This window comes from Pseudomonas sp. H9, assembly GCF_004353925.1.
GTDB lineage: Bacteria > Pseudomonadota > Gammaproteobacteria > Pseudomonadales > Pseudomonadaceae > Aquipseudomonas.
On the sequence record NZ_SMOK01000017.1, the window covers coordinates 131,366 to 155,626 of the forward strand.

At 59.6% G+C, this 24,261-nt stretch carries 24 protein-coding genes; 10 read left to right on the forward strand and 14 right to left on the reverse strand.

Annotation, left to right across the window (positions count from 1 at the left end; all coding sequences use genetic code 11):
* Positions 1–293: 293 nt before the first annotated feature.
* Positions 294–1,154 carry a CAP domain-containing protein gene (locus tag E1573_RS14520; protein ID WP_133214809.1) on the reverse strand — a complete coding sequence of 287 codons (861 nt, stop codon included), beginning with the start codon at positions 1,152–1,154 and terminating at the stop codon, positions 294–296.
* 221 nt (positions 1,155–1,375) lie between these two features.
* Here E1573_RS14520 and E1573_RS14525 point away from each other — a divergent pair, with 221 nt between their 5' ends.
* Together E1573_RS14525 and E1573_RS14530 are read left to right on the forward strand one after the other, a co-directional pair.
* Positions 1,376–2,248, forward strand: a complete 873-nt coding sequence (locus tag E1573_RS14525; RefSeq protein WP_133214811.1) for a GNAT family N-acetyltransferase — start codon at positions 1,376–1,378, stop codon at positions 2,246–2,248.
* On the forward strand, positions 2,248–3,141 hold the full coding sequence (locus E1573_RS14530; RefSeq protein ID WP_133214813.1) for a polysaccharide deacetylase family protein: 894 nt from the start codon (positions 2,248–2,250) through the stop codon (positions 3,139–3,141). Before E1573_RS14525 ends, E1573_RS14530 begins: the two co-directional genes overlap by 1 nt.
* A gap of 16 nt (positions 3,142–3,157) precedes the next feature.
* Here E1573_RS14530 and E1573_RS14535 read toward each other — a convergent pair whose 3' ends face one another.
* The 3 genes from E1573_RS14535 to E1573_RS14545 all read right to left on the reverse strand — a co-directional run bounded on the left by E1573_RS14535 (position 3,158) and on the right by E1573_RS14545 (position 7,189).
* Positions 3,158–4,636: a DUF1254 domain-containing protein gene (locus tag E1573_RS14535; RefSeq protein ID WP_256659537.1), complete on the reverse strand. Its 1,479-nt coding sequence runs from the start codon at positions 4,634–4,636 to the stop codon at positions 3,158–3,160.
* A gap of 54 nt (positions 4,637–4,690) precedes the next feature.
* Positions 4,691–6,157: a DUF1254 domain-containing protein gene (locus tag E1573_RS14540; protein ID WP_165957331.1), complete on the reverse strand. Its 1,467-nt coding sequence runs from the start codon at positions 6,155–6,157 to the stop codon at positions 4,691–4,693.
* A 288-nt stretch (positions 6,158–6,445) separates the two neighbouring features.
* On the reverse strand, positions 6,446–7,189 hold the full coding sequence (locus E1573_RS14545) for a lytic transglycosylase domain-containing protein (protein WP_133214818.1): 744 nt from the start codon (positions 7,187–7,189) through the stop codon (positions 6,446–6,448).
* Positions 7,190–7,399: 210 nt separating this feature from the next.
* On the opposite strand from E1573_RS14545, the gene E1573_RS14550 reads away from it, so the two are divergent.
* A complete protein-coding gene (locus E1573_RS14550; protein WP_133214820.1) occupies positions 7,400–7,732 on the forward strand; it encodes a DUF2790 domain-containing protein in 333 nt (110 codons plus the stop codon).
* Positions 7,733–7,791: 59 nt separating this feature from the next.
* Here the strand turns inward: E1573_RS14550 and E1573_RS14555 are convergent, their stop codons facing one another.
* Positions 7,792–8,439, reverse strand: a complete 648-nt coding sequence (locus E1573_RS14555; protein ID WP_133214822.1) for a cytochrome c — start codon at positions 8,437–8,439, stop codon at positions 7,792–7,794.
* Between the two features lie 267 nt (positions 8,440–8,706).
* Between E1573_RS14555 and E1573_RS14560 the strand changes: the two genes are divergently transcribed.
* Both E1573_RS14560 and E1573_RS14565 read left to right on the forward strand, forming a co-directional pair.
* Positions 8,707–9,486, forward strand: a complete 780-nt coding sequence (locus E1573_RS14560) for a hypothetical protein (protein WP_218568381.1) — start codon at positions 8,707–8,709, stop codon at positions 9,484–9,486.
* On the forward strand, positions 9,486–10,220 hold the full coding sequence (locus tag E1573_RS14565; protein ID WP_133214826.1) for a hypothetical protein: 735 nt from the start codon (positions 9,486–9,488) through the stop codon (positions 10,218–10,220). The genes E1573_RS14560 and E1573_RS14565 overlap by 1 nt, the downstream gene beginning before the upstream one ends.
* A 13-nt stretch (positions 10,221–10,233) precedes the next feature.
* Here the strand turns inward: E1573_RS14565 and E1573_RS14570 are convergent, their stop codons facing one another.
* On the reverse strand, positions 10,234–11,208 hold the full coding sequence (locus E1573_RS14570) for a S9 family peptidase (protein ID WP_133214828.1): 975 nt from the start codon (positions 11,206–11,208) through the stop codon (positions 10,234–10,236).
* 116 nt (positions 11,209–11,324) lie between these two features.
* On the opposite strand from E1573_RS14570, the gene E1573_RS14575 reads away from it, so the two are divergent.
* A complete protein-coding gene (locus tag E1573_RS14575; RefSeq protein ID WP_133214830.1) occupies positions 11,325–12,248 on the forward strand; it encodes a LysR family transcriptional regulator in 924 nt (307 codons plus the stop codon).
* Between the two features lie 42 nt (positions 12,249–12,290).
* On the opposite strand, the gene E1573_RS14580 is transcribed toward E1573_RS14575, so the two are convergent.
* The 4 genes from E1573_RS14580 to E1573_RS14595 all read right to left on the reverse strand — a co-directional run bounded on the left by E1573_RS14580 (position 12,291) and on the right by E1573_RS14595 (position 18,397).
* Complete coding sequence (locus tag E1573_RS14580) at positions 12,291–14,264, reverse strand: choline BCCT transporter BetT (protein WP_133214832.1); 1,974 nt, start codon at positions 14,262–14,264, stop codon at positions 12,291–12,293.
* 119 nt (positions 14,265–14,383) lie between these two features.
* Complete coding sequence (locus E1573_RS14585; protein WP_133214834.1) at positions 14,384–16,795, reverse strand: TonB-dependent siderophore receptor; 2,412 nt, start codon at positions 16,793–16,795, stop codon at positions 14,384–14,386.
* Between the two features lie 122 nt (positions 16,796–16,917).
* Complete coding sequence (locus tag E1573_RS14590; protein WP_133214836.1) at positions 16,918–17,895, reverse strand: FecR domain-containing protein; 978 nt, start codon at positions 17,893–17,895, stop codon at positions 16,918–16,920.
* Positions 17,882–18,397: a sigma-70 family RNA polymerase sigma factor gene (locus E1573_RS14595; RefSeq protein WP_133215088.1), complete on the reverse strand. Its 516-nt coding sequence runs from the start codon at positions 18,395–18,397 to the stop codon at positions 17,882–17,884. The genes E1573_RS14590 and E1573_RS14595 overlap by 14 nt, the downstream gene beginning before the upstream one ends.
* 182 nt (positions 18,398–18,579) lie before the next feature.
* Between E1573_RS14595 and E1573_RS14600 the strand changes: the two genes are divergently transcribed.
* A complete protein-coding gene (locus E1573_RS14600) occupies positions 18,580–19,092 on the forward strand; it encodes a hypothetical protein (protein WP_133214838.1) in 513 nt (170 codons plus the stop codon).
* Between the two features lie 77 nt (positions 19,093–19,169).
* Here E1573_RS14600 and E1573_RS14605 read toward each other — a convergent pair whose 3' ends face one another.
* Positions 19,170–19,391: a YMGG-like glycine zipper-containing protein gene (locus E1573_RS14605; RefSeq protein ID WP_133214840.1), complete on the reverse strand. Its 222-nt coding sequence runs from the start codon at positions 19,389–19,391 to the stop codon at positions 19,170–19,172.
* An 11-nt stretch (positions 19,392–19,402) separates the two neighbouring features.
* Complete coding sequence (locus E1573_RS14610) at positions 19,403–19,783, reverse strand: hypothetical protein (protein WP_133214842.1); 381 nt, start codon at positions 19,781–19,783, stop codon at positions 19,403–19,405.
* A gap of 325 nt (positions 19,784–20,108) precedes the next feature.
* Here E1573_RS14610 and E1573_RS14615 point away from each other — a divergent pair, with 325 nt between their 5' ends.
* Positions 20,109–20,471 carry a VOC family protein gene (locus E1573_RS14615; RefSeq protein ID WP_256659538.1) on the forward strand — a complete coding sequence of 121 codons (363 nt, stop codon included), beginning with the start codon at positions 20,109–20,111 and terminating at the stop codon, positions 20,469–20,471.
* Here E1573_RS14615 and E1573_RS14620 read toward each other — a convergent pair.
* Together E1573_RS14620 and E1573_RS14625 are read right to left on the reverse strand one after the other, a co-directional pair.
* Complete coding sequence (locus E1573_RS14620; RefSeq protein ID WP_133214846.1) at positions 20,435–21,373, reverse strand: LysR family transcriptional regulator; 939 nt, start codon at positions 21,371–21,373, stop codon at positions 20,435–20,437. The two genes, E1573_RS14615 and E1573_RS14620, sit on opposite strands and share 37 nt — an antisense overlap.
* 300 nt (positions 21,374–21,673) lie before the next feature.
* Entirely contained in the window at positions 21,674–22,666 is a 993-nt protein-coding gene (locus E1573_RS14625) for a hypothetical protein (protein WP_133214848.1), read from the reverse strand.
* Between the two features lie 179 nt (positions 22,667–22,845).
* Between E1573_RS14625 and E1573_RS14630 the strand changes: the two genes are divergently transcribed.
* Complete coding sequence (locus E1573_RS14630; RefSeq protein WP_177494583.1) at positions 22,846–23,355, forward strand: RNA polymerase sigma factor; 510 nt, start codon at positions 22,846–22,848, stop codon at positions 23,353–23,355.
* 3 nt (positions 23,356–23,358) lie between these two features.
* A complete protein-coding gene (locus E1573_RS14635; RefSeq protein ID WP_177494584.1) occupies positions 23,359–24,183 on the forward strand; it encodes a FecR family protein in 825 nt (274 codons plus the stop codon).
* Positions 24,184–24,261 lie beyond the last annotated feature (78 nt).

Sequence of the window (24,261 nt, forward strand, 5' to 3'; positions counted from 1 at the left end):
ACTGACATACCGAAGCGACTGAATTGCTGCCGCTTCGCGCCAGATCGCAGGGCAAGCCAGCTCCCACCGAGAGGCGACGGAGCAGTCGCTGGAAATGAGCCTGGCGCTGGTCGAGGCCGAGTGTCCGGCGCAATCAACTGACAGCAAAGCAGACCTGTTGTAAGCCATCCGTATCAAGTTTGAGGGGCTGAGTGGGGTGCCAACACTCGGCTCCCGTTCATTGGTCACGGCCAATCACATGCTGGGCCTTACCATTCTCGCAGCGCCCTAAACCTGCCGGGGCTCACGCGCCCTCAAGGGGCGCCGAACAGCATCGTCCAGTACACACCCTCATCGCTGCGCGAGTTCGTGGCATAGGCGGCACCCACCTGGGTAAACATCGGGTTCATCAGATTGGCGCAATGCCCGGGGCTGGCCAGCCAGCCTGCCATTGCCTTGCTCGCTGAGCCCTGGCCGGCGGCGATGTTCTCGCCGATCTGGCGGCCACGGTAACCAGCGTCCCTCGCCCGGTCTGCCGGCATATCACCGTCGGGGTCACGGTGCGCGAAGTAATTGCTGTTGGCCATCGTCCGGCTGTGTTTCTGCGCCGCCGCCCCCAGGGCGGTATTCCAGGCCAACGGACGTGCTGCGGCGAAGCGCTGGCGACCACACAGGCGCGGCTTTGCCCGCGCTGCGTTGACCTGTGCCAGCAACGCTTTGCTCGCGGATCGCCCATCGCCAAGCGGTGCATCGAACACGGGGCGCGCCAGCACCACCCGCCACTCGTTACGCGCGCGACTGACGCCGATATCGGTAAATTGAGTATCGAGCAGGGCTGCGCAGTAGTCGCTCTGGAGCATGTCAAAGGCCTCCTCGGCGTCCTGCGCGCCTACCAGCCGGATGCTGCGCACCGTCACCGCCTGGTAGCCGGCAGCCTTCAACCTTTCCCGCAAAGCACCGCCATAGCCGACCGGCAACGCCAGGTTCGACTTCAACACCAACGGCGCCGAGCCCCGAGCCACTCGCCTCTCGCAGCGCTGGGGCTCGGCGCGGTAGTCGTTGATGGCCTCCACCAGTTGCCTTTCTCCGCCGGCATGGGCGGGGCTGGCAAACAGGGGGAATAAAGGAATGAGGCAGAGCGAGACAAAGCGGGAGCAGCGGACGGCTTGGCGCATGGGGCGAACAGCTCTGATGGGATGGATGACGGTAATGCCGATAACAGGGCTCGGCTAAGACTGCGCTCCTCAACACAAGGTTCACGAGCAACGAGGACAAATTTATTGGTGGCACAAGGTGACGTAACGGCCTGGATCAATACCCGGGTTGAAGCTATACCGAAAGGGTTCAGAGTGGTGATGGAGCACATGCTCGATTAGCAACCGAGGAGAACCTCGCGGTGTCGAATGAGCTGGTCATACGCAACATGACCCGTCCCGAGCTGGACGAGCTCGTCGATTGGGCTGCCCGTGAGGGATGGAATCCCGGCCTTCACGATGCCGAGTTGTTCTGGGCTACGGACCCTGCCGCCTTCATCGCGGCATCACGCGGTGGCGAGTTGATCGGCGGCGGTGCCATCACCTCCTACAATGGCGACTTTGGTTTCATGGGTTTTTTCATCGTCCGGCCTGAATATCGCGGCCAAGGTCTGGGCAATACCCTCTGGCACGCACGCCGCGAGCGACTCCTCGCCCGCCTCCACCCAAGCGCAAGCATCGGCATGGACGGCGTCTTTACGATGCAGGACTACTACGCCAAAGGTGGTTTCGTCTTCTCCCATCGCAACCTGCGTTTTCGTGCCGAGATCAGCACGGGCACGGCGTCGTCACAGGTAGACGATCAGGATATCGTTCCGTTGGCCAGCTTCCCGTTCGATGAGGTTGTCGATTACGACCGCACCTGTTTCCCCACCGCGCGAGAAACCTTCCTGAGCGGATGGATAGCCCAAGCCGACGCACTCGCCGTGGGGTGCCAGCGCGAGGGCAGGCTCAGCGGTTATGGCGTCGTAAGGCGCTGCCGGGAAGGCTGCAAGATCGGCCCCTTGTTCGCCGATGACGCCCTGGCTGCCCATGCTCTCTACGCGCGCCTGGCGGGCTTTGCCCAGGGCGGGCCGTTGTTTCTCGATGCCCCGGAAAATAACCCCGCCGCGATGGCGCTCGTACGTCAACAGGGCATGATCGAGGTGTTCGGCTGCGCCCGCATGTACCTCGGCCCGCCTCCGGCGATCGCGCACGAACGTGTGTTCGGCGTCACGACCTTCGAGCTGGGCTGATGTCCGCTCGCGACCTCATCGGTTATGGCGGCTGCCCACCCCACCCGCGCTGGCCTGGTGAAGCACGCGTCGCGGTGCAGTTCGTACTCAACATCGAAGAGGGTGCGGAATCATGCATTCTCAATGGCGATGCGCAGTCAGAAGCCTGGCTTCATGAGCTACCGGGTCGCCCGCCACGTGTGGGGGAATCGGACTTGAGCGTCGAGGGCATGTACGAATATGGATCGCGCGCCGGTGTGTGGCGCATTCTGGAGCTGTTCAACGCCCGAAGTTTGCCGCTGACCGCCTTCGCTGTCGGTCGGGCACTGGAACTCACCCCAGCGATTGGCCAGGCACTCTGCGCTGCCGGGCATGAGGTTGCCGGGCACGGCTACCGTTGGCTGGACTACCGCGACATACCTGAGGACCAGGAGCGCCGCCATATCCGCCTCACCCTCGACAGTATCGAGCAGATCTGCGGTAAGCGCCCCGTCGGTTGGTACACAGGAAGGGTGAGCCAGAACACCCGCCGCCTGTTGCGTGAGGAAGGCGGGCTTCTGTACAGCTCGGACGCCTACAACGATGACCTGCCCTATTGGCTCCCGGGCTCACCCTCCCACCTGGTGATCCCCTACACACTAGTCAACAACGACGCCCGCTATCTGCTGCCGAATGGTTTCGCCTGCGGTGGAGACTTCTTCCAGTTGCTCAAGGATGCTTTCGACCTGCTGTGGCAGGAAGGTGCACTACACCCGAAGATGATGAGCGTCGGCCTGCATGGAAGGATCAGTGGTCATCCTGGTCGGGCGATGGCGCTGGCACGCTTTCTCGATTACGTGCAAAGCCATGACGCGGTGTGGATCTGCCGACGCGAAGAAATTGCCAGGCACTGGATAACCCGATTCCCCGCGTGAGCGGCAAGCCAGTTCCTTACTTCACCTTCACCACATCATCTGGCTTCCAGGTCTGGTCATAGAATGGGTCTTCGCTGCCGTACAGGCGCAAAGCGACCAGGAAGTTGCGCCCCGGGATGGTCTGGATGAAAGCAGCGTCGGCGATGTCGTTGGGTTTTTCCGGGCCGAACCAGATTTCGATGGCGCCGTCCGGTTGCTTGGGAATGTCGTAGTAACCGTTGGTTGATGGCAGTAACTGGCTGGTTTCCGGCATGGTGCCGTCGGTTATGTTGTAAGCCGTCACCGCCCAGAACAGCGCCGCTGGCGGGTTTGGTGGAAGACGTAGTTTGTAGGTGCTCCCACCTTCGAGGAATTTGCCGTCCTTGTCTCGACCCGTGAAGGGGTATTTGGAACCAGCGCCAGTGGTATGCATCACCATTGCCGGCGCGGAGGAATAGGCGAACTGGAAGAAGTTGGCCCGCTGGTTTACGTCCAGGTAGCTGTCCTGCATCCAGTCGTTGGTACCACCTGCCCAGGTGTTTTCGTACTGGCGGTCGTTGTAGTAAAGGTTTCGCTTGTCGTCGCGACCGAGCTGGCGATTGGCGAGAATCATCTTCGGCGCAATTTCAACTGCCTTCTTCAGCAGTTCCTGTTGTTTCTGATTGGGCTCGAAGGGTTGGCCCTTAACGATACCAATGGAAGCCAGCACGCCACGCAGTTCCGGGTCGATGGCCTCAACCGGCTCATAGTCGACAAAGGACTTGAGCTTGGTCCAGTAGGCGTTGTCGACGGGGTACATCATGTCGAGCTTCTTGCCGCTGGCATCGGGAAACTCCATGGGCTTGGCGTCTTTCTCGGTTGCCCAAAGCGGATAGACACGGGTTGCCTCGGCATTTTTCACTGCCGGTGCCGGGTCCGGCTTTCCGTCCCCCTTGGCCATCACCGTACGGAAGAACAGGAACACATTGTAGGTCCGCGACTTGACCGCAAAGTAGCCACCCGGCACGGGTCCGTTGTAATCCGGTGGCAACAGCAGGTACAAGCCTCCACGGGCGCGATCAGGGCCGATAGCGCCGACATCGGTGAGGGTACGCTGGAAGAAGTCGGTGAACATGCCGATGACGTTGGCAGGCGCCTTCACGACTAGCGGGCCGGTCTGCTTCAAGTCGAGGTAACTCATGGAATAGATCACATCGGCGTTTGGCGTAGGCACCATGGTCCGTGAATCCATTCGCTGCTTCCAGATCGGCAACACGTTATAGCCGGCCCCGAAGGCTTTCTCTGACCCATCCTTCATGCCGATCGTGTTGAGCGCCGGCAGCATGGTCATGTAAGCAAACACTGCCCGTTGGTAGTACATCTCCTCGCGAAGGCTTTCAGCCTCCTTCGGATCGAGCCAGTTGCCATTGTTGATCTGTTTGATCAGCGGCGAGGCCGGAGCCTGATCAGCGGCCTGTGCCACAGGTACGAAAGCCAGCGCTGTAGCCAGCGCCGATACTACGAAAGCTCTGTTCATTGAACTCATTTGAACCCCCTGACTGAAATGCGCCAAGCGCCGCGAAACATCGGTTCACTTGATCCTCTTGATGACCGGCGGTTGCCAGGTGCCGTCGAGGATCGGCCCGTCACCCCAATAGGCACGGATATAGAGCGAGATAGACTCCTTCGGTGACGGCAGCCAGTTGCTTTCCTTGTCCTTGCCCGGCGAGGTGGGGCCAACGTAAAGCGTGAGCGAACCATCAGCGTTGCGTTTGAGGTCTTTGTTCTTGGTGCCCAGGGAGTAGCGCTTGAGGTCGTTGGCGCTGAACAGGTGCCTCTCGTTGTACAACGTCATGGACCAGAAGCCCTTGACCGGCGGTTCCTCGCCCTTTGCGAAGGTGACCTCGTAGCTGTGGGCTCCGTTGAGTTGAGCGCCAGTGCCGTCAAAGTCGGTGTAGTAATACTGTGTTTCATTGGGGCGGTTGTCGAACATGTTCGACTTGGATGTTCCGGTGCGGTTGAAGTAGTCCACGCCCCATTGAGCATTGTTGGTGGAACGGTTCCAGCCGTTGCCGGCCGGACGACCGTTGTGCTTCCACTGGAAGAACGGGGCGATCAATTCCTTGTCAGCCAGCTTGGCTTCTTCCACTAACAGTTTCTTGATTTGCGGGTCCTTCGCGGCAATCGCCAGCAGTTGGCGGAACTGGGCGTACAGCGCCTCCTCGCCCGGCAGCGGCACCACGGTATCCAGCACTTGCGGGAGCTGGTCGAAGAACTGCTCCGGCACCACCCACTTGGTTTCACCCTGGCTCGCACTATCAGCATTGGGTACTGGGATATCCGGAGCCTTTTTCCAGTCGATGGTCTTCATCTTTCCGTCAAAGTCTTTCAGCGGGTAGAAGACAACCTGGTTGAGCTTCTCCTGAATGGCCGCACGGTCTGTGTCGGTATCGTCCATGAAGACTCGGGGAATGGTGTTGGCCAATGCTGTGGGGCTGCGAATAATGGCTTCCACGCCATCGGGTTTTTCTCCTTTCCAGTTCGGCCCCACCATCAGGTAGAAACCGGGCTTGCTGGCATAAGGCTTGCCCAACTGACCGAACTGGTCGGTGCGCTGGTCGTACATGGCGTACACCCAGAAGCGCTCACCGAAGTCTGGCACCTGGGCGATCACGGGTTCTTCATCCAGAGAGAAGAAGCCCAGGCCGTACACCACATCCTGGTTCGGGCAAGTCACAAAGGTCTCAGCTGGGGTGATGTAGTCGTGCAGCATCCCTAGCTGGCCACGGGGTGCGGCCGGCAGGATGCCCCCCAACAGCCCCGGATGCGGTGCCTTGGTGATGCGATCATAACGATTGATCATGTTCACCATCGGCCACCCCCAGAGATAGGCCATACGTGCGATCGTCTTCACATACTCAGGATGCATCAACGCATCGGCATTGGGTTGAGTAAGCTGTGAAGCGCTGAGCGGTTGCTGCTCGGAAGCCTGGGCCAATGGTGCATTGAATGCCATGGCCAGCAAAGCAGCAGAAATGGCGGTGAGAGCGTGATGCATCGTCGAATTCCTTTCTGGTTGGAAAACGAACGAGACGAATCAGCGAACGACGGTGAACCGCATGCTCACGTCCACACTCAACATTTTCGCCCCGCAAACCGTCTGAGAGTCTAGACGCTGATGGAAAACACACGAGGCTCCGTACGAATCTCCGAAGGGCCTTCCGGTGGGAGCGGGCTTGCTGTGGGAGCGGGCTTGCCCCGCGATAGCGATCTGTCAGTCACACCGCTTCGCGGGGCAAGCCCGCTCCTACCGTCGGCCAGTCGCCTGAAAGGGCTGTGTGATCTCCTACTGCGACCTGCCAGAAGCTTCGCGGCGATAGCGTTCGGTCAAGGATTGCACCAGGGTGACGTAGGATTGCGTCTCGGCATAAGGCGGCACGCCGTTGTACTCGACCACGGACGCTTCGCCAGCGTTGTACCCGGCTAACGCCAGCATCTGGTTGCCATTGAAGCGCTTGAGCAGCCAGGCCAGGTAGCGCACGCCGCCCCGTATGTTTTGCCGTGCGTCGAACGGATCGTCCACGGCGAAACGCTCGGCGGTGGCGGGCATCAATTGCATCAACCCCTGGGCGCCGGCTTCAGAGATGACATTGGGGCGAAACGCTGATTCGGCATGTATCACGGCGCGAATCAGTGCCCTGTCGACACCATAGTGGCCCGAAGCGGCTTCGATTTCCCGCCGATAGGAACGGGTGTCCAAACGCAATGCGGCGACGTTGAAGCCCTTCGGCGCCGTGCACAGATAGCAGCCTTTGATGTAATAAAGTTCAAGGGTATCGACCCGTGCGGCGATGCCGACGGGCCGTCGGCTTACATATTGGCGCACCCCCTTGTGGATGAAGGTGTAAACCCGAATCCGAACCGCACCTGGGGTGTCGTACCGCACTATCTGTGGCCGGGCCGCTGCCTTGGCGCTGCCACCGGCCTGGCACTCGAGCTGGGCGCTGGCACACAGCGGCGCGATCAGCAACGCCAGCCCGATGCTGCCAGGAAGGCTCTTGCGAGCCCATCGCCATGTTGTGGACTTCATCACATCGACCCTCGTTCTGATAGTTATAGCCCTTGTGACCACCCTTGGAACCTGTGTTGACGTACGGGCTGGCGTGTCGATGCGATCGGTCATCGCGGGGCAAGCCCGCTTCCACTGCGCCGGGTTGGCTTACGAAGATGTAATCCCCTGATCATTCGGGCGACAGCTGCCGAACCTTATGCTTGAGTCACACCCATCGGAGTGATGACCATGAAAGCGTTTACAGGTATTGCCGCTGCACTCATCCTTTCGGCCTCTTCGCTTGCGTTGGCCGAGGGTGGAGCCGACCGTGTGTACGGGAAGATGATTCAGGCCAATGAGCAAGCCATGCGCGCTTACGCAGAAGCCAATGGCAAGAATGTTCCAGAGGTGACGCATTACCGTTATGGCATGAAGATGGACGTTGCCAGGGTGGTTAGCGTGACCTCGGTCCGGCGCAGCTGCGATGTGGTGCCAACGCAAATGACTTACGAAGATTCGAACGGTCAGCTCAACATCCTGGAATACCGTTCCGGCGGTTTCGGTTGTCCGGGTCAGAACTGAGATGAAGACAGAAAACGGCGCTGTGAAGGCGCCGTTTTTTGTCAGACGCTTAATCGCCTTCAGCCTTCATGGGTGTGCGTTTTGCCGTCTTTGTGGGTATGCGTCTTCGAATCCGGTTTGGCGTGATGATCATCAGATTCGGCCATCTCTGTCTCGTGATGGCTATGCGTGGCACCTTCACCGCCCCCATGCTGGTGCCCCCCACTGCTGGCGACCAGTGTTTTGTACTGCTCGGGGTTCATCTGCGGCAGTTCCTCAAGGAAAGCGACAAGGCCCCAGATGTATTGATCCCCCATGCTCTTCCCCCAGGCCGGCATGCCAGTGGCCTTGATGCCGTGCTTGATGGTCCAGAACGCCGCTGCCGGATCTCCGACAGCGCCTTGCTTGGTAAGGTTGGGAGGCGCTGGGTAGAGCGCTTGGCTGAGTTCGGTTTTCTCAATGCCCGGGGCGAGGTGACAACTGACGCACATGGCATTGTAGTTCCCGGCTCCGGTGCGTATCAGGGCTTCATCTTTCAGATGCGGCACTTCGATATCGCGTGCGCGAACCTCGACAGACCGATCGCGTGCCATCGCAAGGAATGCAAACACTGCTGGCGAATGGGGATCATCAGCACCGACGTTGACCACACCGAAATAAGCACCGCCCAAGACTGCAGCGCTACCCACAGCGCCTGCTACCACCAACGTTGTAATTATTTTCTTCATGTCAGGTTCTCAATACCACCCATAAATGCCGGCAACGGGCGCCAGGCCCTGAGGCACAGTAGAGCGCCTGGGCTTTCAGCCAGCTGAGCCCGACATTACAGTTCCGTCAGGCAGCCTCCCCGTGGCAACTGCAATTGCTATCGCACCTGATTTCTTTAAGATATGGCCCATCGCCACACCTGAGATGGAACTCGCTGCATGTTCAACGGTGACTTGAAGAAAAACGCCCTCGTACAACTCGAAAAAGCACGTAGCTGCCAGGTGCTGGTGGCCGCAGACGTCGAAGCGGGTTGCAATGAGCTTCACACGGTACGCCAGAATGTCAGCACTGAGTTGATGAACCATGTTGAGGCCTACATCAACAGGCTGGCGAACACGCCCAAGGCGTTCGAAAAGTCCTATCAGGCTTTCAAAGCTGAAACCCAGTCGTTTTGCACACTGGTCGAAAAGCTGGTTATCGAAGCCGATAAAATTGAATTCACCGCAAGTTCCTCGGCAGCCGCAGGCGTGGCGGCCGGCATCGGGACTGCGGCGTTTGCACCCACTGCAGCGATGGCGGTTGCCACCACCTTCGGCACAGCTTCAACAGGCGCCGCTATTTCCGGTTTATCAGGCGCGGCGGCCAACAGTGCTGCGCTTGCCTGGCTGGGCGGCGGCGCGCTCGCAGCGGGTGGCGGTGGCATGGCGGCCGGCTCGGCGCTGCTGGCTTTGGCCGGCCCCATTGGCTGGGGGATTGGCGCAACCGCCCTCCTCGGCGGCGGGTTGTATGCCCGGCGCAAGAACAGAAAAATCGCTGAACAGGCCACAGAGCACCGTGCTCGCATCGAGGTCTCGACCCGTAAGTTGAAGGTCGCCAACGACTGGGTGACACGCATGACCGGCAGCACCGTGCAACACGCCAATGGCATCGTCCAATTGCTGAGCGAACTGGCCCGTACCGCGCCGAGCGATTACCAGCATTTCAATGCGCAGCAGAAAGACGGGCTCGGCGCGCTGGTCAACCACATGAATGCATTGGGGCCACTGCTGAACAAGGTGCCCGAATAATGGCACCTGATCAGCTGGATACACTGCGCGGCCAGGCCGCTGCGACCGCTGGTGCGGTCGGCGCTACTGTTGGCCTGAGCGCTGCGCTGTATGGCAAGTACAAAGACGGTAAGAATGCCTTCAAGGGCGACTTCACCGCGCAAGATTGGGCAGACGTGGGCATCGTCACCGGCAAAGCGGCTGTCGGTGGTGCCGTTGCCGGTGGCTCGATTGCCTTGATAAGCGATTATGCCGACTTGGCTGCCCCCTTCGCCGGAGCCGTGGTCAGCGCCGCGCAAGGCGCCAGTGCGCTGCTGGCTGACTTCCATGCCGGGCGCATCGACCTTGAGGAGTTGCTCAGCTTGGGCACAGTGGTCTGTGCCGAGTCGGCAATTGTCGGCCTCGCCACCGCAGCGGGGCAAACGTTGATCCCTCTCCCGGTCATGGGTGCAGCCATCGGTGCTGTGGCCGGCAAGGTATTCTCGGCGTTTCTGAAGGGGCAGTCGGCGCCGATCCAGGCCGCCATGGATGCACGCCTGGCCGAGTACCTGAGCACCGTCGACCAGCAGTGTCAGGCGCTGCTGGTCGACATTGTGCAGGCGTTCGACACCCTGGATGAGCTGATGACCGAAGCCTTCGATTTCCAGAACAATACCGAGCTGTTGCACAGCAGCGTCGATCTGGCGTTGGCGCTGGGGGTTGCGCCCGAGCGAGTGGTCATCAACCACGATGAACTTGATACCTTCATGAGCTGACTGCAGCAGCGTATCAGCTCATGTATTTGCCCAGGAACGACAGCACCTTCTCGGGTTGACGACCGAACCAGTTGTAGCCATCTGCAAAACGGGCGGTGGTGCCCTCAATCCAGATCAGCTCCTTGTCGGTGCTGGCCAGGGCATCGAAGGTGCGTTGGGCGTCGCTTGGGTTGTCGATCACCGCATCATCGCGCACTTGCCACATCAGTACAGGCAGCTTGACGTTCGGCGCCCACAGCGCCCCAGACATCGCAGCAGCAGGGAAGCCACCCAGCTTGAGCAACTCCAGGTCGATCAGTTCCTGATACTGCGTGATTCCCTGGTAGCCTGAGAGCTTGCTGAACACCGAATCCATGTTGGGCACCAATGGGCTGACCAGGCATTTAACGTTTTCGAACAGCTCCGGGCGCTTGCTGATCGCCGCATAAGTCGAAATACCGCCCAGGCAGTTACTGAACAAAGCTACGTCCATCTTGCTCAATTTCGGGTGGGCATCGACATACTTTTTCACCCCCACGACATCCCGCCATTCCCACTGGCCGACACCACTGATTCCACCATTGGCAGCACCGCTTTGCCCATGGTTGCGAAAGTCGAAAGTCAGCACGTTATAGCCCGCGTCGGTCAGGTGCTTGTACTGGATCACGAAGTCGATCTCGACCGCTTCCACAAAGTTGCTCCACGGCTCGCCCAAATGCCCCGGATAACCGGCGCGGCACATTGGCAGAGCGTGGCTGAAGATGACCAGCTTGTTGCTCTCGCCACCCTTGGCCGGGATATACCAGGCTTCCAGTGGCGTGCCGTCATCCGAAGGGATAGACAGATCGTGCCAACCGGTCATGCCGTAATCGTCGGGGTTCTTGAACAGGAAACTGCGGGGCATCTTCACCATACCGGCCAGTGCTTTGACCTTTTCGTGATCGTCCGCCGAGATGGTTTTTTCCTGTTCCAGGGCTTTTTGCATTCTTTCTTTCGAGATACCGGTCATGGCTGTCATTCCTCGGGTGAACTGCTGCGTGTGGTTCGATGGATGAATAGTAGCCTCGGGTTTGTTACGGAAAAACCTGCCAAAATGAACATGACTCGTCAGGAATACTTAACAATATGACTATTAACCCATCGCTGCTTCCGGCCCTGGCCTGGTTTGTCCATATCGCCCGGCACCGCAGCTTTACCAAGGCTGCAACCGAAATGGAGATATCCCGTGCGGCGCTGTCGCAGCACCTCAAGGGCCTGGAGCAGCAGCTCAACGTGCGTCTGCTGCACCGCACCACGCGCGACATGTCGCTGACGGAAGAAGGCCAGCGCCTGTTCGATGCGCTGGCGCCGGCCTTGAAGATGATCGACAGCGCAGTCGCCGAGTTGGGTGAAGTGCCCTCCGCACCTACAGGCCTGATCCGGGTCAACACCTCGCGCATCGCCGCGCGCACCCTGCTGGAACCGCATCTGGGCGAGTTCTTCCTGCGCTACCCCGGCATTCGCCTGGAACTGGTGCTCAACGACGGCTTTGCCAACATCATTGCCGATGGCGCCGATGTCGGGATTCGCCTGGGCCAGAGCCTGGACGAGCACATGATGGCAGTGCCGATCAGCCCGCGTATCGAGATGGCAGTGGTCGGCTCGCCGACCTACTTCGAACGTCACGGCATACCGCAAAACCCGGCCGAGCTGAGCCAACACAACTGCCTGGCCTACCGCTTTACCAGCAGCGGCACGCTGGATCGCTGGACATTCACCGAGCCGGACGCAGAGGGCCATACCCAGGTGTTCGAACCGCGCGGCAGTGCTGTGTTCAACGACGACGAAAGCATGCTCAAGGCTGCTATCCAAGGCGTGGGCCTGATCAAGTACCTCGATGTTTGTGTACGTGAGCAACTGGCCTCGGGCGCCTTGGTGAGGGTGTTACAACCCTGGTGTCCGTCTTTTCCGGGCTTCTACCTCTATGCCCCTACGCGGGAGCAGATGCCGGCAAAAGTACGCGCCCTGATCGACTTTCTTGTAGAGAAGCGGTCGACAGAATTGTGCTGATGCTACGGGCCATCGCGGGGCAAGCCCGCTCCTACCAAGCACTCATCGAACCACATGCAGATAGTGCAGGTGACGCTCGTACTGATCGAGGATGTCGCCAATCACATCCTCCCGGCTCCAACCCATGATGTCGTAGTCCTGCCCGCCTTCTCGCAGGTGAACTTCGGCGCGGAAGTACTTGCGCGCGTCGGAACCCTCGTCGCTGTCGCACACCACAAAGCTGGGGGTGGTATACGCGCGCGGGCGCACCTCATAGAGAAAACGCCCCTCCCCGGCGTGCGGCAACTCCAGTGCCACGCTGCCATTGTCGGACTCGTTCACCATCACCTCATGGCCCTGTTTGCGCAGTTCGCCAGCCACCTCCTCACACGCCGGCTTGACCACCTCACTGATGAATCGGTTGACATGGGCACGCCGGGGGCGCATCGCGATACTGCGTAAACGCCGCTGCCAGCCTCCATGGGTGTGCGGGGCATGTTGCGGCCCAGGCAGTGCCTGATTACGCAGCCCGCGGCGGGTGGCGTCCAGGTTCAATGCCTTGAACAACCCCCAGATGGACGCCAACAGAATGATCGAAAACGGTAACGCACTGGCGATTGTTGCGGTTTGCAGGGCCTTCAGCCCATTGGCCAGCAGTAGCGCAATGGCCACCACACCGATCGCCACTGACCAGAAAATACGCTGCCACAAAGGCGAATGGTCATGCCCCGACGACGCCAGCATGTCGACCACCAACGCCCCCGAATCGGCGGAGGTGACAAAAAACACCACCACCATCAATACCGCCAGCATCGAGATGAAACCCGAGGCCGGGAAATGCTCCAGAAAGGCAAACAACGCCAGCGAGGTGTCCTGATCGATCACCTGCGCCAGCTCCGTGACACCCTCGTTGAGAATCATGTGGATGGCCGAGTCGCCAAAGATGGTCATCCACAACAGGGTGAACCCGGCCGGCACAAACAGCACGCCACAGACGAACTCGCGAATCGTCCTGCCCTTCGAAATGCGCGCAATGAACAGGCCGACAAAGGGCGACCAGGACAACCACCACCCCCAATACAGCAGAGTCCAGCCACCGATCCAGTCCGTCGGCTCGTAGGCATACAGATTGAAGGTTTTGTTGACGATGTCGGAGAGATAGGCGCCAGTGTTCTGTACGTAGGTCTGCAGCAGGAAAACCGTCGGCCCCAGCAGCAGGATAAAGACCATCAGCACCACGGCCAGCCCGAGGTTGAGCTCGGAGAGGATGCGGATCCCCTTGTCCAGGCCGCTGGCCACCGACAAGGTCGCCAGCGCACAGGTCGCCGTGATCAACATGACCTGCACCGAGGCGTTTACCGGCAAGCCGAACAGGTGATGAAAACCGCTGTTGATCTGCAATACGCCATAACCCAGCGAAGTCGCCACCCCGAACACCGTACCGAGGATGGCGAACACATCCACGGCATGGCCGATCGGGCCGTAGATTCGCTCGCCAATCAACGGGTACAGCGCCGAGCGCAAGGTCAGTGGCAGGCCGTTGCGAAAACTGAAATAGGCCAGGATCAACGCCACAATGGCGTAGATCGCCCAGGCGTGCAGGCCCCAGTGAAAGAAGGTGATCTTCATTGCTTCGCGCGCCGCCGCAACCGTGCCACCCTCGCCCACCGGCGGGCTGCTGAAGTGCATGACCGGCTCGGCCACCCCGAAGAACATCAGGCCGATGCCCATGCCAGCGGAAAACAACATGGCAAACCAACTGCTTTTCTTGTACTCCGGCTCGCTGTGATCCGGCCCCAGCTTGATATCGCCATAGCGACTCACAGCCAGAAACACCACACTGATCAGAATCAGGGCCACCGCGAGAATGTAGAACCAACTGGCGTTGGTATTGATCCAGCGCTGTATATGGTCAAACCGGGACTGCGCCTCGGCCTGAAAGACCACGGCATAGAGCACCAGCAACAAGATCAGGGCCGCACTGGTGTAGAACACCGGCGGATTAAGCGTGCTCTTGGGCTTGCTGGGGCTATCCATGAACAGGTCGCTCTCTTCTGGGGAACAATATCACCCATCGAGTGTAGCTATCGCGGGGCAAGCCCGCTCCCACAGGGCCGGTGGGAGCGGGCTTGCCCCGCGAGCTGGTGCGCACTGGCTTACCAGTTGTAACTCACCTTGGCCGTAATTTCGCGCCCTGGGTTGTAGTAGTCCGCCGTGCCCGAGCCCACCACATGCTGCTCATCGAACAGGTTGCTGACGTTCACCGCCAGGTCGGTGCCCTTGGCAATCTGGTAGTTGAAGGCCGCATCAAACAGCGTGGTGCCGTCGCTTTTTTTAGTGTTGGCGGCATCCATGTAATAGGCACCGACATAGCGCGCGCCCAGGCCAACGCTCACGTCAGTACCGGGAATGCTGTAGTAACTCCACAGCGAAGCAGAATGCCGCGGCGCCGTGGTGAACTCATTACCTTTGAGCGAGGAGCCGTCGTACAACGAGCCACGCAACACCTCAGACTTCATGTAGGAGTAACCACCGATCAGGCTGAGGTTCTGCGTCACTTGTGCTTTGGCTTCCAGATCGAGGCCGCGCGCCCGCGATTCACCCACGGTCTGCTGCTCGATAATGCCGCTTGGCAGCACCACAGCGATTGTGACGTTTTCCTGGGTCAGGTCATAAACGGCTGCCGAGAACAGCGCATCCATTCCCATGGGCGAGTACTTCACGCCCACTTCGTACTGCTTGCCGGTCTGCGGTGTCACACCAACCTGAGGAGGCGAGACGGATTCCACCATGCTCACATAGGTGGACACCTCGTCATTGACGATATAAGTCAGCGCACCGCGGTATGAGGTTTCGGAAAAACTGTCGTTATCGTCGAACTGCACCGGGCTGGAGTACAGGTTGTAGCCCTTGCTGGACAGTTCCATGCTGTCGTTGCGCACACCGGCAGTGACGATGAAGCGTTCGTAGAACGACAGGTTTTGCTGGAGGAACACGGCCTTGGTGGTGGCGTCGTTGTTTTGTCGGGTGTAAGGCGTGAGTGCGCTTGAAACACCGGTGAACACCGGATTGGCAATATCGATCGAAGACGCCAGGTCGTACACCGAGCTTTCCTTGCTCGACGAGTCGAGATATTCCACGCCCACCAAGGTGCTGCTGTCGATATGCTCGAAGCGGGCATCGTATTGCAGCATCAAGTTGCCGTTGAACTGGTCGGCATCGCTGTCGGTACCCAGCAGGTAACGGGGAATCGTGGTGCCAACACGCGAGGCGCTATCGCTCAGGTAAACGTAGCCATAATCATCGCTCAGCTCGCTGTAACGCAGGTTGCTGCGCAGAACAAAGCCGTTGTCAAAGTCATGGGTGATGTTGCCGCTGAGGCTGGTGCGCTCGACATCGTGATAGTTAAAGCTGGGCTCGCCATAGAAATCGCTGCGGTCGTATTCCTTGTCCAGCGGATAGCCACCGCTGTTAGGCGAGCTGTTGGTTTTCAGGTAGTCCAGTATCATCGTGGCCGAGGTATAGTCGGTGGGCGCCCAGGTAAGGCCTCCCATCACAAACCTTTCGTCGTCTTGCGAGTGGTCGTACTCGCGGTCGCTGTTTTGCAGCTTGGCCGTAAAGCGACCGGCCAGAGTGTTGTCGTCGTTCAGTGCATCCCCGACATCAATGCCCGTCTCGGCATGGTCAAAAGAGCCGTAGGTGACATAGCCCTGGCCGAACTTTTCGAAACGCGGCTGTTTAGTCACGAAGTTCACCGAGCCACCTGGGTCTGCCGGGCCGAACAACGTGGAGTTGGCGCCGCGTAGAATCTCGATACGCTCATAGGCGAAAGGATCTTCACGCACGCCCCGCATCGAACTCAGGGTCAAGCCGTCACGGTAAGTGGTGGCCTGAAAACCGCGGATCTGGAAATAGTCATTGCGGTCGTCGGAACCATAAAAATCGCTGACTACCCCCGGAGTGTATTGCAGCGCCTCTTCTGTGGTGCTCACACTGCGCTGTTCCATCTCTTTGCGGGTCACCACAGACACCGAAGCCGGCGTGTTGAGGATGCTGGTCGCCACCTTGCCGCCGACCCACAGCTCCTTTGCGACCACCGAGTTGGCGTCGTCGTCGGCACTGGCCTTGACTTTGGCATTGATAATGACGGGCGCGAGGCGGTAGTCCTCTGTGGCACTTGCGCCGAGGTCCAGCGGGCTGTCAGCCTTTTTTACAGGGATCAGCAGGTAAGCATTCGGGCCTTGTTGCTCGCTCTGCAACTCGCTGCCCTGCAACAACGATGACAGTGCTGACGGCGTATCAAGCGCACCGCTCACCCCCCGGGTCGTGCGGTTGGCCATGCTCGACGCATCGTAGGACAAGCTGATACCCGCCTCACGCGCAAAGCGGTCAAGCGCTGGTGCCAGCGGGCCGGCGGGGATATTCCACTGCTGAACCTGGGCACTGTGACCGGCGGGCGAAGCATGCGCCAGCGACGGCAGCGCGTAGCTGCTGACGATTAAACCAAAGGCTGCAGCGTGTATGGCACGGCTCAGTGGATGGCGCTGTGGAACCGGGGACGAACTCATTTTCTCGCTCCGTGAACGGTGATCGGCAGATGGGCCTGTATATCGGCATTCCTTACAGGCCGAACGAGAATGAGAATCCCCCTCAATTTATTTTTTCAGAACAGCAAAATGTGCAAAAAGGCTCAACTGGCGGCGCTTAACGTCACCCAAAATCGCGTCCGATAATCAATGCGCAAGTGCAGTGACTGCGCCACCAGAGCCAGTACCTGATCGTTATCGGCGAGCTGGAAGGTGCCGGAAACGCGGCGATCAGCCACCGCTTCGGCGCAGCGCAACACGCCGGGGCGATAGCGCGACAACTCGTCAATGAAATCACTCAGGCGCATATTGCGGGCGCTGATCACCCCGTCACTCCAGCTCCACAGATCAAGGCCGTTATCCCTGAACTCGCGCGCGCCTTCTGAAGTGAACAACAGCTGCTGCCCAGCCTGAACGACGCTGCTGCCTGTCAGGTTGTGACTGCCCCCGGGAAATACAGTGACGGCACCACCCTGCACGGCGAGCAAGGTGCCGTCGTCACGCTCGCGCGCCAACACGCGAGTATTCAGGGCACGTATGGACCCATCGCGTGTTTGTACCCAGAGCGGGCGCGGCTGAGCCGAACCCTCGGTTGCGCCGACATTCACGATGATTTCACCGCGACGTAAGCGGATCAGGCGCCGCTGTGCGTCGAAGTCGACTGCACTGTCACTATTGAGCTGGATGAGGCTGCCATCATCGAGCTGGACGTGGCGTTGCTCCCCGGTGCTGCTGTGCACCTGCGCGAGCATGGCCGGCAACGGTGTGTAATCCCGCCCCAGCCACGCCGCACCACCGACAGTGGCCAATACACCCAGCAGCTTGAGACTTTCCCGGCGACGCAGGCCAGCACGGGCGCCGCTAAGGGTTTGACGGGCTAGCTGCGGCGGTATGCCTGCGAAGTCATTGCCCAGCGCTGCGACACGCCGCCACGCGACCTCATGCTCCGGGCGCTGCTGCAACCAGTGCTCAAACGTGCGCTGCGTGTGTTCATCGGCTTGGTTGAAGCGCAAACACACCAGCCAGTGGATTGCCTGGTCGACCACGGCAGGCTCCAGCGCCTGCGCTTCACTCCTCGACATAGCGCAAGCGATAGCAGTGTTGCAGGGCCGTGGCCAGGTCGCGCTCAACCGTCGCGCGGGAAACACCCAGTTTTTCGGCGATTTTCGGACAGGTCAAACCGTCAAGCTGGGCCAATAGAAACGCTTGGCGAACTCTCGGCTTGAGGGTACTCAGCATCCGGTCGATGCGCTCAAGGCTATCCAGAATCAGCAGCCGGCTCTCTTCCGAGGGCACCTCGTGTTCCGGCAGTAGCGCGACGCTCTCCAGGTAGGCGCGTTCGAGTTCACGACGGCGGTACTGATCAATCATCAACCCGCGGGCGATGCTGCTCAGATAGGCACGGGGTTCGCGCAAAGGGCTTACCTGCCGGGACTTGAGCAGGCGCACGAAGGTGTCCTGCGCCAGGTCAGCTGCGTTTTCACGGCATCCAACCCGCCGGCTCAGCCAGCCGTACAACCAGGAATGGTGGGTGTGATAAAGCAGCCCTACCTCGGCGGTACCTAGTGTCTCGTCGCTGCGCATCGACATCCCGGGAAATACGTAACTGATAATGAATCGCATTGTATTCGGGCGCCACGCATCAGGCAAACCCAGTTTTGTCGACACTGGCAAACTTGCGCCGACTGCCGGCGCGATGGTGTCTGACACCCAGATGGTGGCAATATGACTTCATCTCGTAATCAATCGTACATGGAGGTCCAGCAATGCGTTTCACTCTGGCTTTGGCTCTTACCCTGACGGCTACCGCTGTCCAAGCGGAGCCTAGCGTGTTCGGGCTGACGATCGGCAAGACGACTGAGGCGCAATTCCTCAAGCAGTATTCGGCCAGTCAGGTTGGAACTAACGCCTTTAATCAAGGGCACATGTATGAGGTAGCGCCGGGCAGCATCGACTTTGAGGGTTTGCAGAAGGTGCTTGTGGTGTTTGATGCCCAGGGTTCGCTGGCTGGGGTGAATGCCCAGTTTCCCAAAGAGAAATTCGACTACCTCAACCAAGCACTGGCCAAGAAGTACAAACTGGTCGACAAGCAGATCCCATTTGTCGGTAACAAAAGTGCGACCTACAGCGACGGCAACGCGAAGATCATCCTTGAGGCGCCGCACATGTCATTTCAAATGAACATGACTTACCTGACCAAGACGTTCGACAAGGCAATTGCCGATGGCCAGCGAAAGGCTAAGAACCAGCAAAGAGACAAGGAAGCCTCTCAACTCTGAGACGGACTGCGCCCGGTAGGGCTTGCCCCGCGATAGCGCTCGGCCTGTTGCAGTGCAATCGCGGGGCAAGCCCGCTCCTACTGTTTGCGGCCTCGGATGTTGCCAGCAACCCCGCCAGCGATGCCGCCAATCGCGGCGCCCGTCCAGCCGCTGCCACCGGAAATCGCGGCAATGCCTGCACCGGCCGCAGCACCGATAGCGGCACCACTGAGCGTCCCTTGCTGCTGAGCGGACATCGACGTGCAGCCGAGCACACTCACTGCCGTGAGGGCTGCGGCAAACCACAGGGACTTGTTCATGTTCACCTCCGCTACGGGTTCTGCTTCAAACCTGGCAAGACCATCTCGAACCAGATGGTCTCGATGACGGGCCGTTTCACCTGGTCGGGGTGGGCGGCGTACCACTGGTTGAGGCCTTCGCGTACGGTATCGAGCGTCTGCCCCTTCAACCCCCTGCCAAAACGCGGAATCAGGCTGTGCTCATCGGACGGCGGCTTCGCCGCATGGTAGGCGGCCTCCACTTCAAAGGCATTGGCGACGCCGATCAGATAGACCTTTTTGAGCTGCTCCGACGACTGCATCCATTGCTCGCCGGTGATCAAGGCGACCCCTTCGGCGCGGGCAATACCCGAAGCCGTCGTCAGGGTCAGCCATGCCGCCAATACCAACGTACCCACTCGCAATGCGCTCATCGTCTTCCCTCCTCGCCAGGCAGCCGGGAAATCCGGGTCTACCTGCAAGTTTAGATTCACGCGTGAAGACCGAACTGTTTTGCACCTGATCGGTAGAGCTGGCTTGCCCTGCGAACTGGCGCGAGGCGCATCATTCATCAGCCGCATATGGCTCGTACGAATAAACGATTTTCCTTACATACTGCTGACAGGCGATGCTTCTACTACGCAGCGAACCTTGTCATTGAATCAAGAGGAAACGTAGATGAAAGCCGAGGCAAATACGAACGATTCGAGGCCTTTTGAAGTCAAGCACTTGGACCATGTAGTGCTCAGGGTCCAGGACATGCAGCGCAGTCTGGCGTTTTACACCCAGACGCTGGGATGCCAAATCACCAAACATCGCGATGACCTTGGCATGATTCACCTCGCCGCCGGGACCTCAATGATCGACCTGGTCGATGTTCAAGGCCCAATGGGCCGTCAGGCAGGCGGTCCGGCAGATCCACAACACCGTAATGTCGATCACTTCTGCCTGCGCATCGCGCCGTTCGACGAAACCGAGATTCTGGCGTTCTTGCATTCGGTCGGCATCAAGGCAGAAAAAGCGGTGACCCGCTACGGTGCCGAAGGCGATGGCCCTTCCCTGTATTGCTTCGATCCGGACGGCAATCAGGTGGAGCTCAAAGGGCCACCCGTTTCGGTGTGAAAGGGTTGTCCGGCTTCAACGAAGCAGTTTCGCAGCCATCGCAACGCCGGATCGGCATCCTTTCTGTTATGCCAGGCTTGCCGATAGGCAAGCTTGGGCAAGGCAAGGGGTGGCTCAAAGCAACGCAGATCGGGGAACCGCTCGATCCCGATCAGGGCTTTGCTGGCGATGGTCAGGATCAGATCCGTTCCCTCGATCAACTCGGCGGCGGCGCTCCAATGCGGGAGTGCCAGGGCAATGTTGCGGGTCAAGCCTTTGGCACTGAGCGCCCGTTCGATTTCATCATTGGCGTCTGGTCGCAGGGCCAGCATCACATGCGGCCTGTGCAACCACTCCTCCAGCGTTAGCCGCCCCTGCGCGGGTAATGCAGCGGCATCGGCCACGCTCACGAACTGGTCGGGAAACAGCTCCTCAGCCAGGATTTCCTCGGGCAGTTCTGGAAAGATGCCCAGCGCGAGATCAAGCTCACCGTCGACCAACTGCGCGTGCATTGCCTCGCGGCTCGCCTGGCTGATCGCCAGCTCGATACCAGGGGCTTCGCTTCTCACCCGGCGCACCACTGCGGGTAGCACGGTTCTGGCGGAGTAATCGGACAGCGACAAGCGCATTCGGGCGCGCGCGGTTGCCGGGTCGAAGTCTGCTTCCCCCAGCAGGCTGTTCAAACCTAACAGTGCTGCTTCCAGGGGTTTTAGCAAGGCCTGGGACTTGGCCGTCAGCGCCATGTAGCCATCGCGCCGGATCAACAACTGATCGTTGAAATGGACACGCAGTTGCGCCAGTGCATGGCTCACCGCAGGCTGGCTCTTGTGCAAGCGCACCGCGGCTCGGGTCACATGGCGCTCGGTCAACAGCGCATGCAACGTCAGCAGCAGGTTCAGGTCGATACGGCGAAGCTCATCCATGGCAGGGTTCCGGTAAGGCATTGATCCCCGGGACCCTATCAGATCCATGGTATGAAGTGGCACCCTGTAGGAGCGGGCTTGCCCCGCGATGCAATGTGTCTGTCAAGCCGCCATCGCGGGGCAAGCCCGCTCCTACAGCGTCTATGCGAAGGCTTGGAGCTATCGACGATGCTACCTACCGCACACCGCATGACTTTTATGCCTTGAAAGCATCGCCCCCGAAAACGTTGCGCAGCCGGACAGATGATTGCCGTCGGCAGCTGGCCTTCAGTTATCTGCGCCCACCGAGTGAGAGCGTGCTCAGTGCAGGACGATGCTGTTCACCACCAACGGACACAGCGCCTGGAGCTTGGTGAAATCTTTATCCGCCTGTGCTTTTTTGGCCTGGCTACTCGTCGTCCCGCAACTGACCAATACGGCTTTGTCAGCCTTGAAAAACACGTTGAGGCGCACTGCCTGATACGCCTTGAAACCGTCCTGTTCTACTTCGGTGTTGTAGTCCAGCCAGTAGCCTGGCAGTGATGCAACCGTCTGTGCGCCACCGTTGATGAATGTACTGTCAGGCGGGGTCAGCGTTCTGATTCTGCCGCCTGCAAGCTGGTCTTTGATGTCCTGGGTTGAAATCCTGGCCCCCGTGTTGACGACATCGAGGGTAATGACCTGTCGGCCGTAGCCGGCCATGCTGTGCCAGCGCTGAACACTCTTTGTGTGCGCTTTTTCCGCGACCCATGAAATCGGTAGATCCATCATCAGGTTCACCCCCAGCGAATTTGGCTGCCCCTGTGTGTCGAAGCGCTGAAGCAGTTTGTCCGTGAACTCACTGGCGGGCTGATCTTTGTAGCGGACAGCCGCCAGGTACGGAAACACGCTGGCATCCACCTTGCCTTTCTCTGCGTTGTTCACTTCGGCGATGAACTTGACGGCATTGCGATGTGTTAAGGCTGGCACGTCGATCTTCTCGGCAAGGGCTGCCTCCATGCGCGAAACCATTGGGCGGAAGGTGTCCTCGCCGATCGCTGCACTTATTTCTGCACCCAGTTTGTCCTTGATCGAATTGCCAAACACCGAGGCGAAATTAAGCTCGGCGCTTTTGGCCGATGCCTGTAACTCGGGGTATCGCGTGGGGATGAGTTTGAGCGTGTAGTCTTGAGCGAGTAGGTAACCATAGGCCTTGCCGAGCCCCAGCATTGCCTCGTCGCTGCGACCAAAACTGAAGTCGGCAACGGCAGGAACAGAGAAGGCAGCAAGCATCAGGCTCAGTGGTGCGAGGGTGTGGCGGCGGAGCGTTTGCATCGGGGAAAGGTCCGTTTTCAAAACAGCGGTGGCATAGATCGGCGCACATCTAAACACTTCTAAACAGAGATGTACAAAGTGCCATCATCGCGTTCAACTGCGGTGCCCGTGGGATGTCAATTTGCCCAGCCTAGAAACATCGTGTTATAAATGAGATTCACTATCAATTGGGCGCCATCATGGCTTCGACAGATAAAGATCTCCTGCAGGCGTTGGCCTTGCACTATGACGATCTGGTCGAGCACATCCGCCGGCGATTCTCCAACCAGCATTTCGCCCGTGACGTGGTGCATGACGTCTGCGTGCAGATTCTTGAAAAGCCGCCGCTCAAAGCCATCAATGTCCCCATCGCTTTCCTGCGCCGCGCGACGCTCAACCGGGCGATCGACCGACGCCGCGCCGAAAGTACCCGTTCGTTGTACGTGCAAAGCCAGATAGCGGTGGTCGAGCAGCATCGCGACGACCTCGATGGCGCGATGGCACTGGAGTTCGAACAGCGCCTGCGCGCACTGCTGGCGGTTATCGAGTCGTTGCCGGATCGCCAACGTCAGGTGTTCCTGCTCCATCGTATCCACGGCATGCCACAGCAGGAGATCGCCGACGCGCTGGAGATTTCGCTGAACATGGTTGCCCAGCATTTCATGCGGGCCATGCGCACTCTCGCCAAACGCTGGCAGCCTGAGGCCTGACTGATGCAACGCCGTCCCCCACCCGCTGTGCCCGATGCCTTGGAGCCCTACGCCGAAGCCTTGCGCACGCTGGTGCCCAGCCGTGAAGCGCTGCTGGCCGAAGCCAAGGCGCAGCGGGCCAATCGCCGGCGCAAGACGGCCGGCACCGCCTTGTTGCTGGCGTTGGCGGGCTGGATCTGGCTGGCCGACCCGATGCTGGGCTACCGCCAGGTTGAGGTCGCCAGCAGCGACCACGACGTGTTGCGCCTGGACGATGGCAGCGTGATCGAGTTGGACGCTGGCAGTGTGCTGCGCATCGAGTACCGCCTGCGTAGCCGACAGTTCGAACTGCTTGCGGGCGAAGGCCTGTTCAGCGTTGCCCACCTGCCCACACCCTTCATCGTTCGCAGCCAGGGCGTGGCGGTGCGCGACATTGGTACGGTGTTCGATGTACGCAGCGACCTGCGCGGCGTGCGGGTGGCGGTGATCGAAGGCGCCGTGGAAGTCGACAATGGCCAGGCCCGCCAGCAACTGACGGCCAACCAGCAACTGCTCGCCAGTCGCCAGGCACTGGGGCCGGTCGAAGCGAGCAATCCTGACGAACTGCGTGCCTGGCTGTATGGCATGTTCCACTTCGACGGCACACCGCTGGACGCCGTCATCGCGCAGTTGCAACGCCACCGCGACGCACCAATTCATCTGAACAACCCGACTCCCCCGCTACCTCGACTGAGCGGCGAGTTCCCGACCGACAATGTCGAACAGCTGATCGACGCCCTGCCGCGGCTGGCCCCGGTTGATGTTCAGCGCGAAAAAAACGGCAGCGTCGAGGTGAAGGTGCGCCGCTGAATTTTTTTTCAGCGGCACATCAATATTCGTCACAACACAAACGCCAATCCCAATGAAACTTATTCTCAACCGTTTCCG

Excerpts from the sequence above, each read along its gene's own strand:
- E1573_RS14520 (WP_133214809.1), bottom strand. The coding sequence starts at position 1,154 with ATGCGCCAAGCCGTCCGCTGCTCCCGCTTTGTCTCGCTCTGCCTCATT.
- E1573_RS14530 (WP_133214813.1), top strand. The coding sequence starts at position 2,248 with ATGTCCGCTCGCGACCTCATCGGTTATGGCGGCTGCCCACCCCACCCG.
- E1573_RS14535 (WP_256659537.1), bottom strand. The coding sequence starts at position 4,636 with ATGAACAGAGCTTTCGTAGTATCGGCGCTGGCTACAGCGCTGGCTTTC.
- E1573_RS14540 (WP_165957331.1), bottom strand. The coding sequence starts at position 6,157 with ATGCATCACGCTCTCACCGCCATTTCTGCTGCTTTGCTGGCCATGGCA.
- E1573_RS14545 (WP_133214818.1), bottom strand. The coding sequence starts at position 7,189 with ATGAAGTCCACAACATGGCGATGGGCTCGCAAGAGCCTTCCTGGCAGC.
- E1573_RS14550 (WP_133214820.1), top strand. The coding sequence starts at position 7,400 with ATGAAAGCGTTTACAGGTATTGCCGCTGCACTCATCCTTTCGGCCTCT.
- E1573_RS14555 (WP_133214822.1), bottom strand. The coding sequence starts at position 8,439 with ATGAAGAAAATAATTACAACGTTGGTGGTAGCAGGCGCTGTGGGTAGC.
- E1573_RS14565 (WP_133214826.1), top strand. The coding sequence starts at position 9,486 with ATGGCACCTGATCAGCTGGATACACTGCGCGGCCAGGCCGCTGCGACC.
- E1573_RS14570 (WP_133214828.1), bottom strand. The coding sequence starts at position 11,208 with ATGACCGGTATCTCGAAAGAAAGAATGCAAAAAGCCCTGGAACAGGAA.
- E1573_RS14575 (WP_133214830.1), top strand. The coding sequence starts at position 11,325 with ATGACTATTAACCCATCGCTGCTTCCGGCCCTGGCCTGGTTTGTCCAT.
- E1573_RS14580 (WP_133214832.1), bottom strand. The coding sequence starts at position 14,264 with ATGGATAGCCCCAGCAAGCCCAAGAGCACGCTTAATCCGCCGGTGTTC.
- E1573_RS14585 (WP_133214834.1), bottom strand. The coding sequence starts at position 16,795 with ATGAGTTCGTCCCCGGTTCCACAGCGCCATCCACTGAGCCGTGCCATA.
- E1573_RS14590 (WP_133214836.1), bottom strand. The coding sequence starts at position 17,895 with ATGTCGAGGAGTGAAGCGCAGGCGCTGGAGCCTGCCGTGGTCGACCAG.
- E1573_RS14595 (WP_133215088.1), bottom strand. The coding sequence starts at position 18,397 with ATGCGCAGCGACGAGACACTAGGTACCGCCGAGGTAGGGCTGCTTTAT.
- E1573_RS14600 (WP_133214838.1), top strand. The coding sequence starts at position 18,580 with ATGCGTTTCACTCTGGCTTTGGCTCTTACCCTGACGGCTACCGCTGTC.
- E1573_RS14605 (WP_133214840.1), bottom strand. The coding sequence starts at position 19,391 with ATGAACAAGTCCCTGTGGTTTGCCGCAGCCCTCACGGCAGTGAGTGTG.
- E1573_RS14610 (WP_133214842.1), bottom strand. The coding sequence starts at position 19,783 with ATGAGCGCATTGCGAGTGGGTACGTTGGTATTGGCGGCATGGCTGACC.
- E1573_RS14615 (WP_256659538.1), top strand. The coding sequence starts at position 20,109 with ATGCAGCGCAGTCTGGCGTTTTACACCCAGACGCTGGGATGCCAAATC.
- E1573_RS14620 (WP_133214846.1), bottom strand. The coding sequence starts at position 21,373 with ATGGATGAGCTTCGCCGTATCGACCTGAACCTGCTGCTGACGTTGCAT.
- E1573_RS14625 (WP_133214848.1), bottom strand. The coding sequence starts at position 22,666 with ATGCAAACGCTCCGCCGCCACACCCTCGCACCACTGAGCCTGATGCTT.
- E1573_RS14630 (WP_177494583.1), top strand. The coding sequence starts at position 22,846 with ATGGCTTCGACAGATAAAGATCTCCTGCAGGCGTTGGCCTTGCACTAT.
- E1573_RS14635 (WP_177494584.1), top strand. The coding sequence starts at position 23,359 with ATGCAACGCCGTCCCCCACCCGCTGTGCCCGATGCCTTGGAGCCCTAC.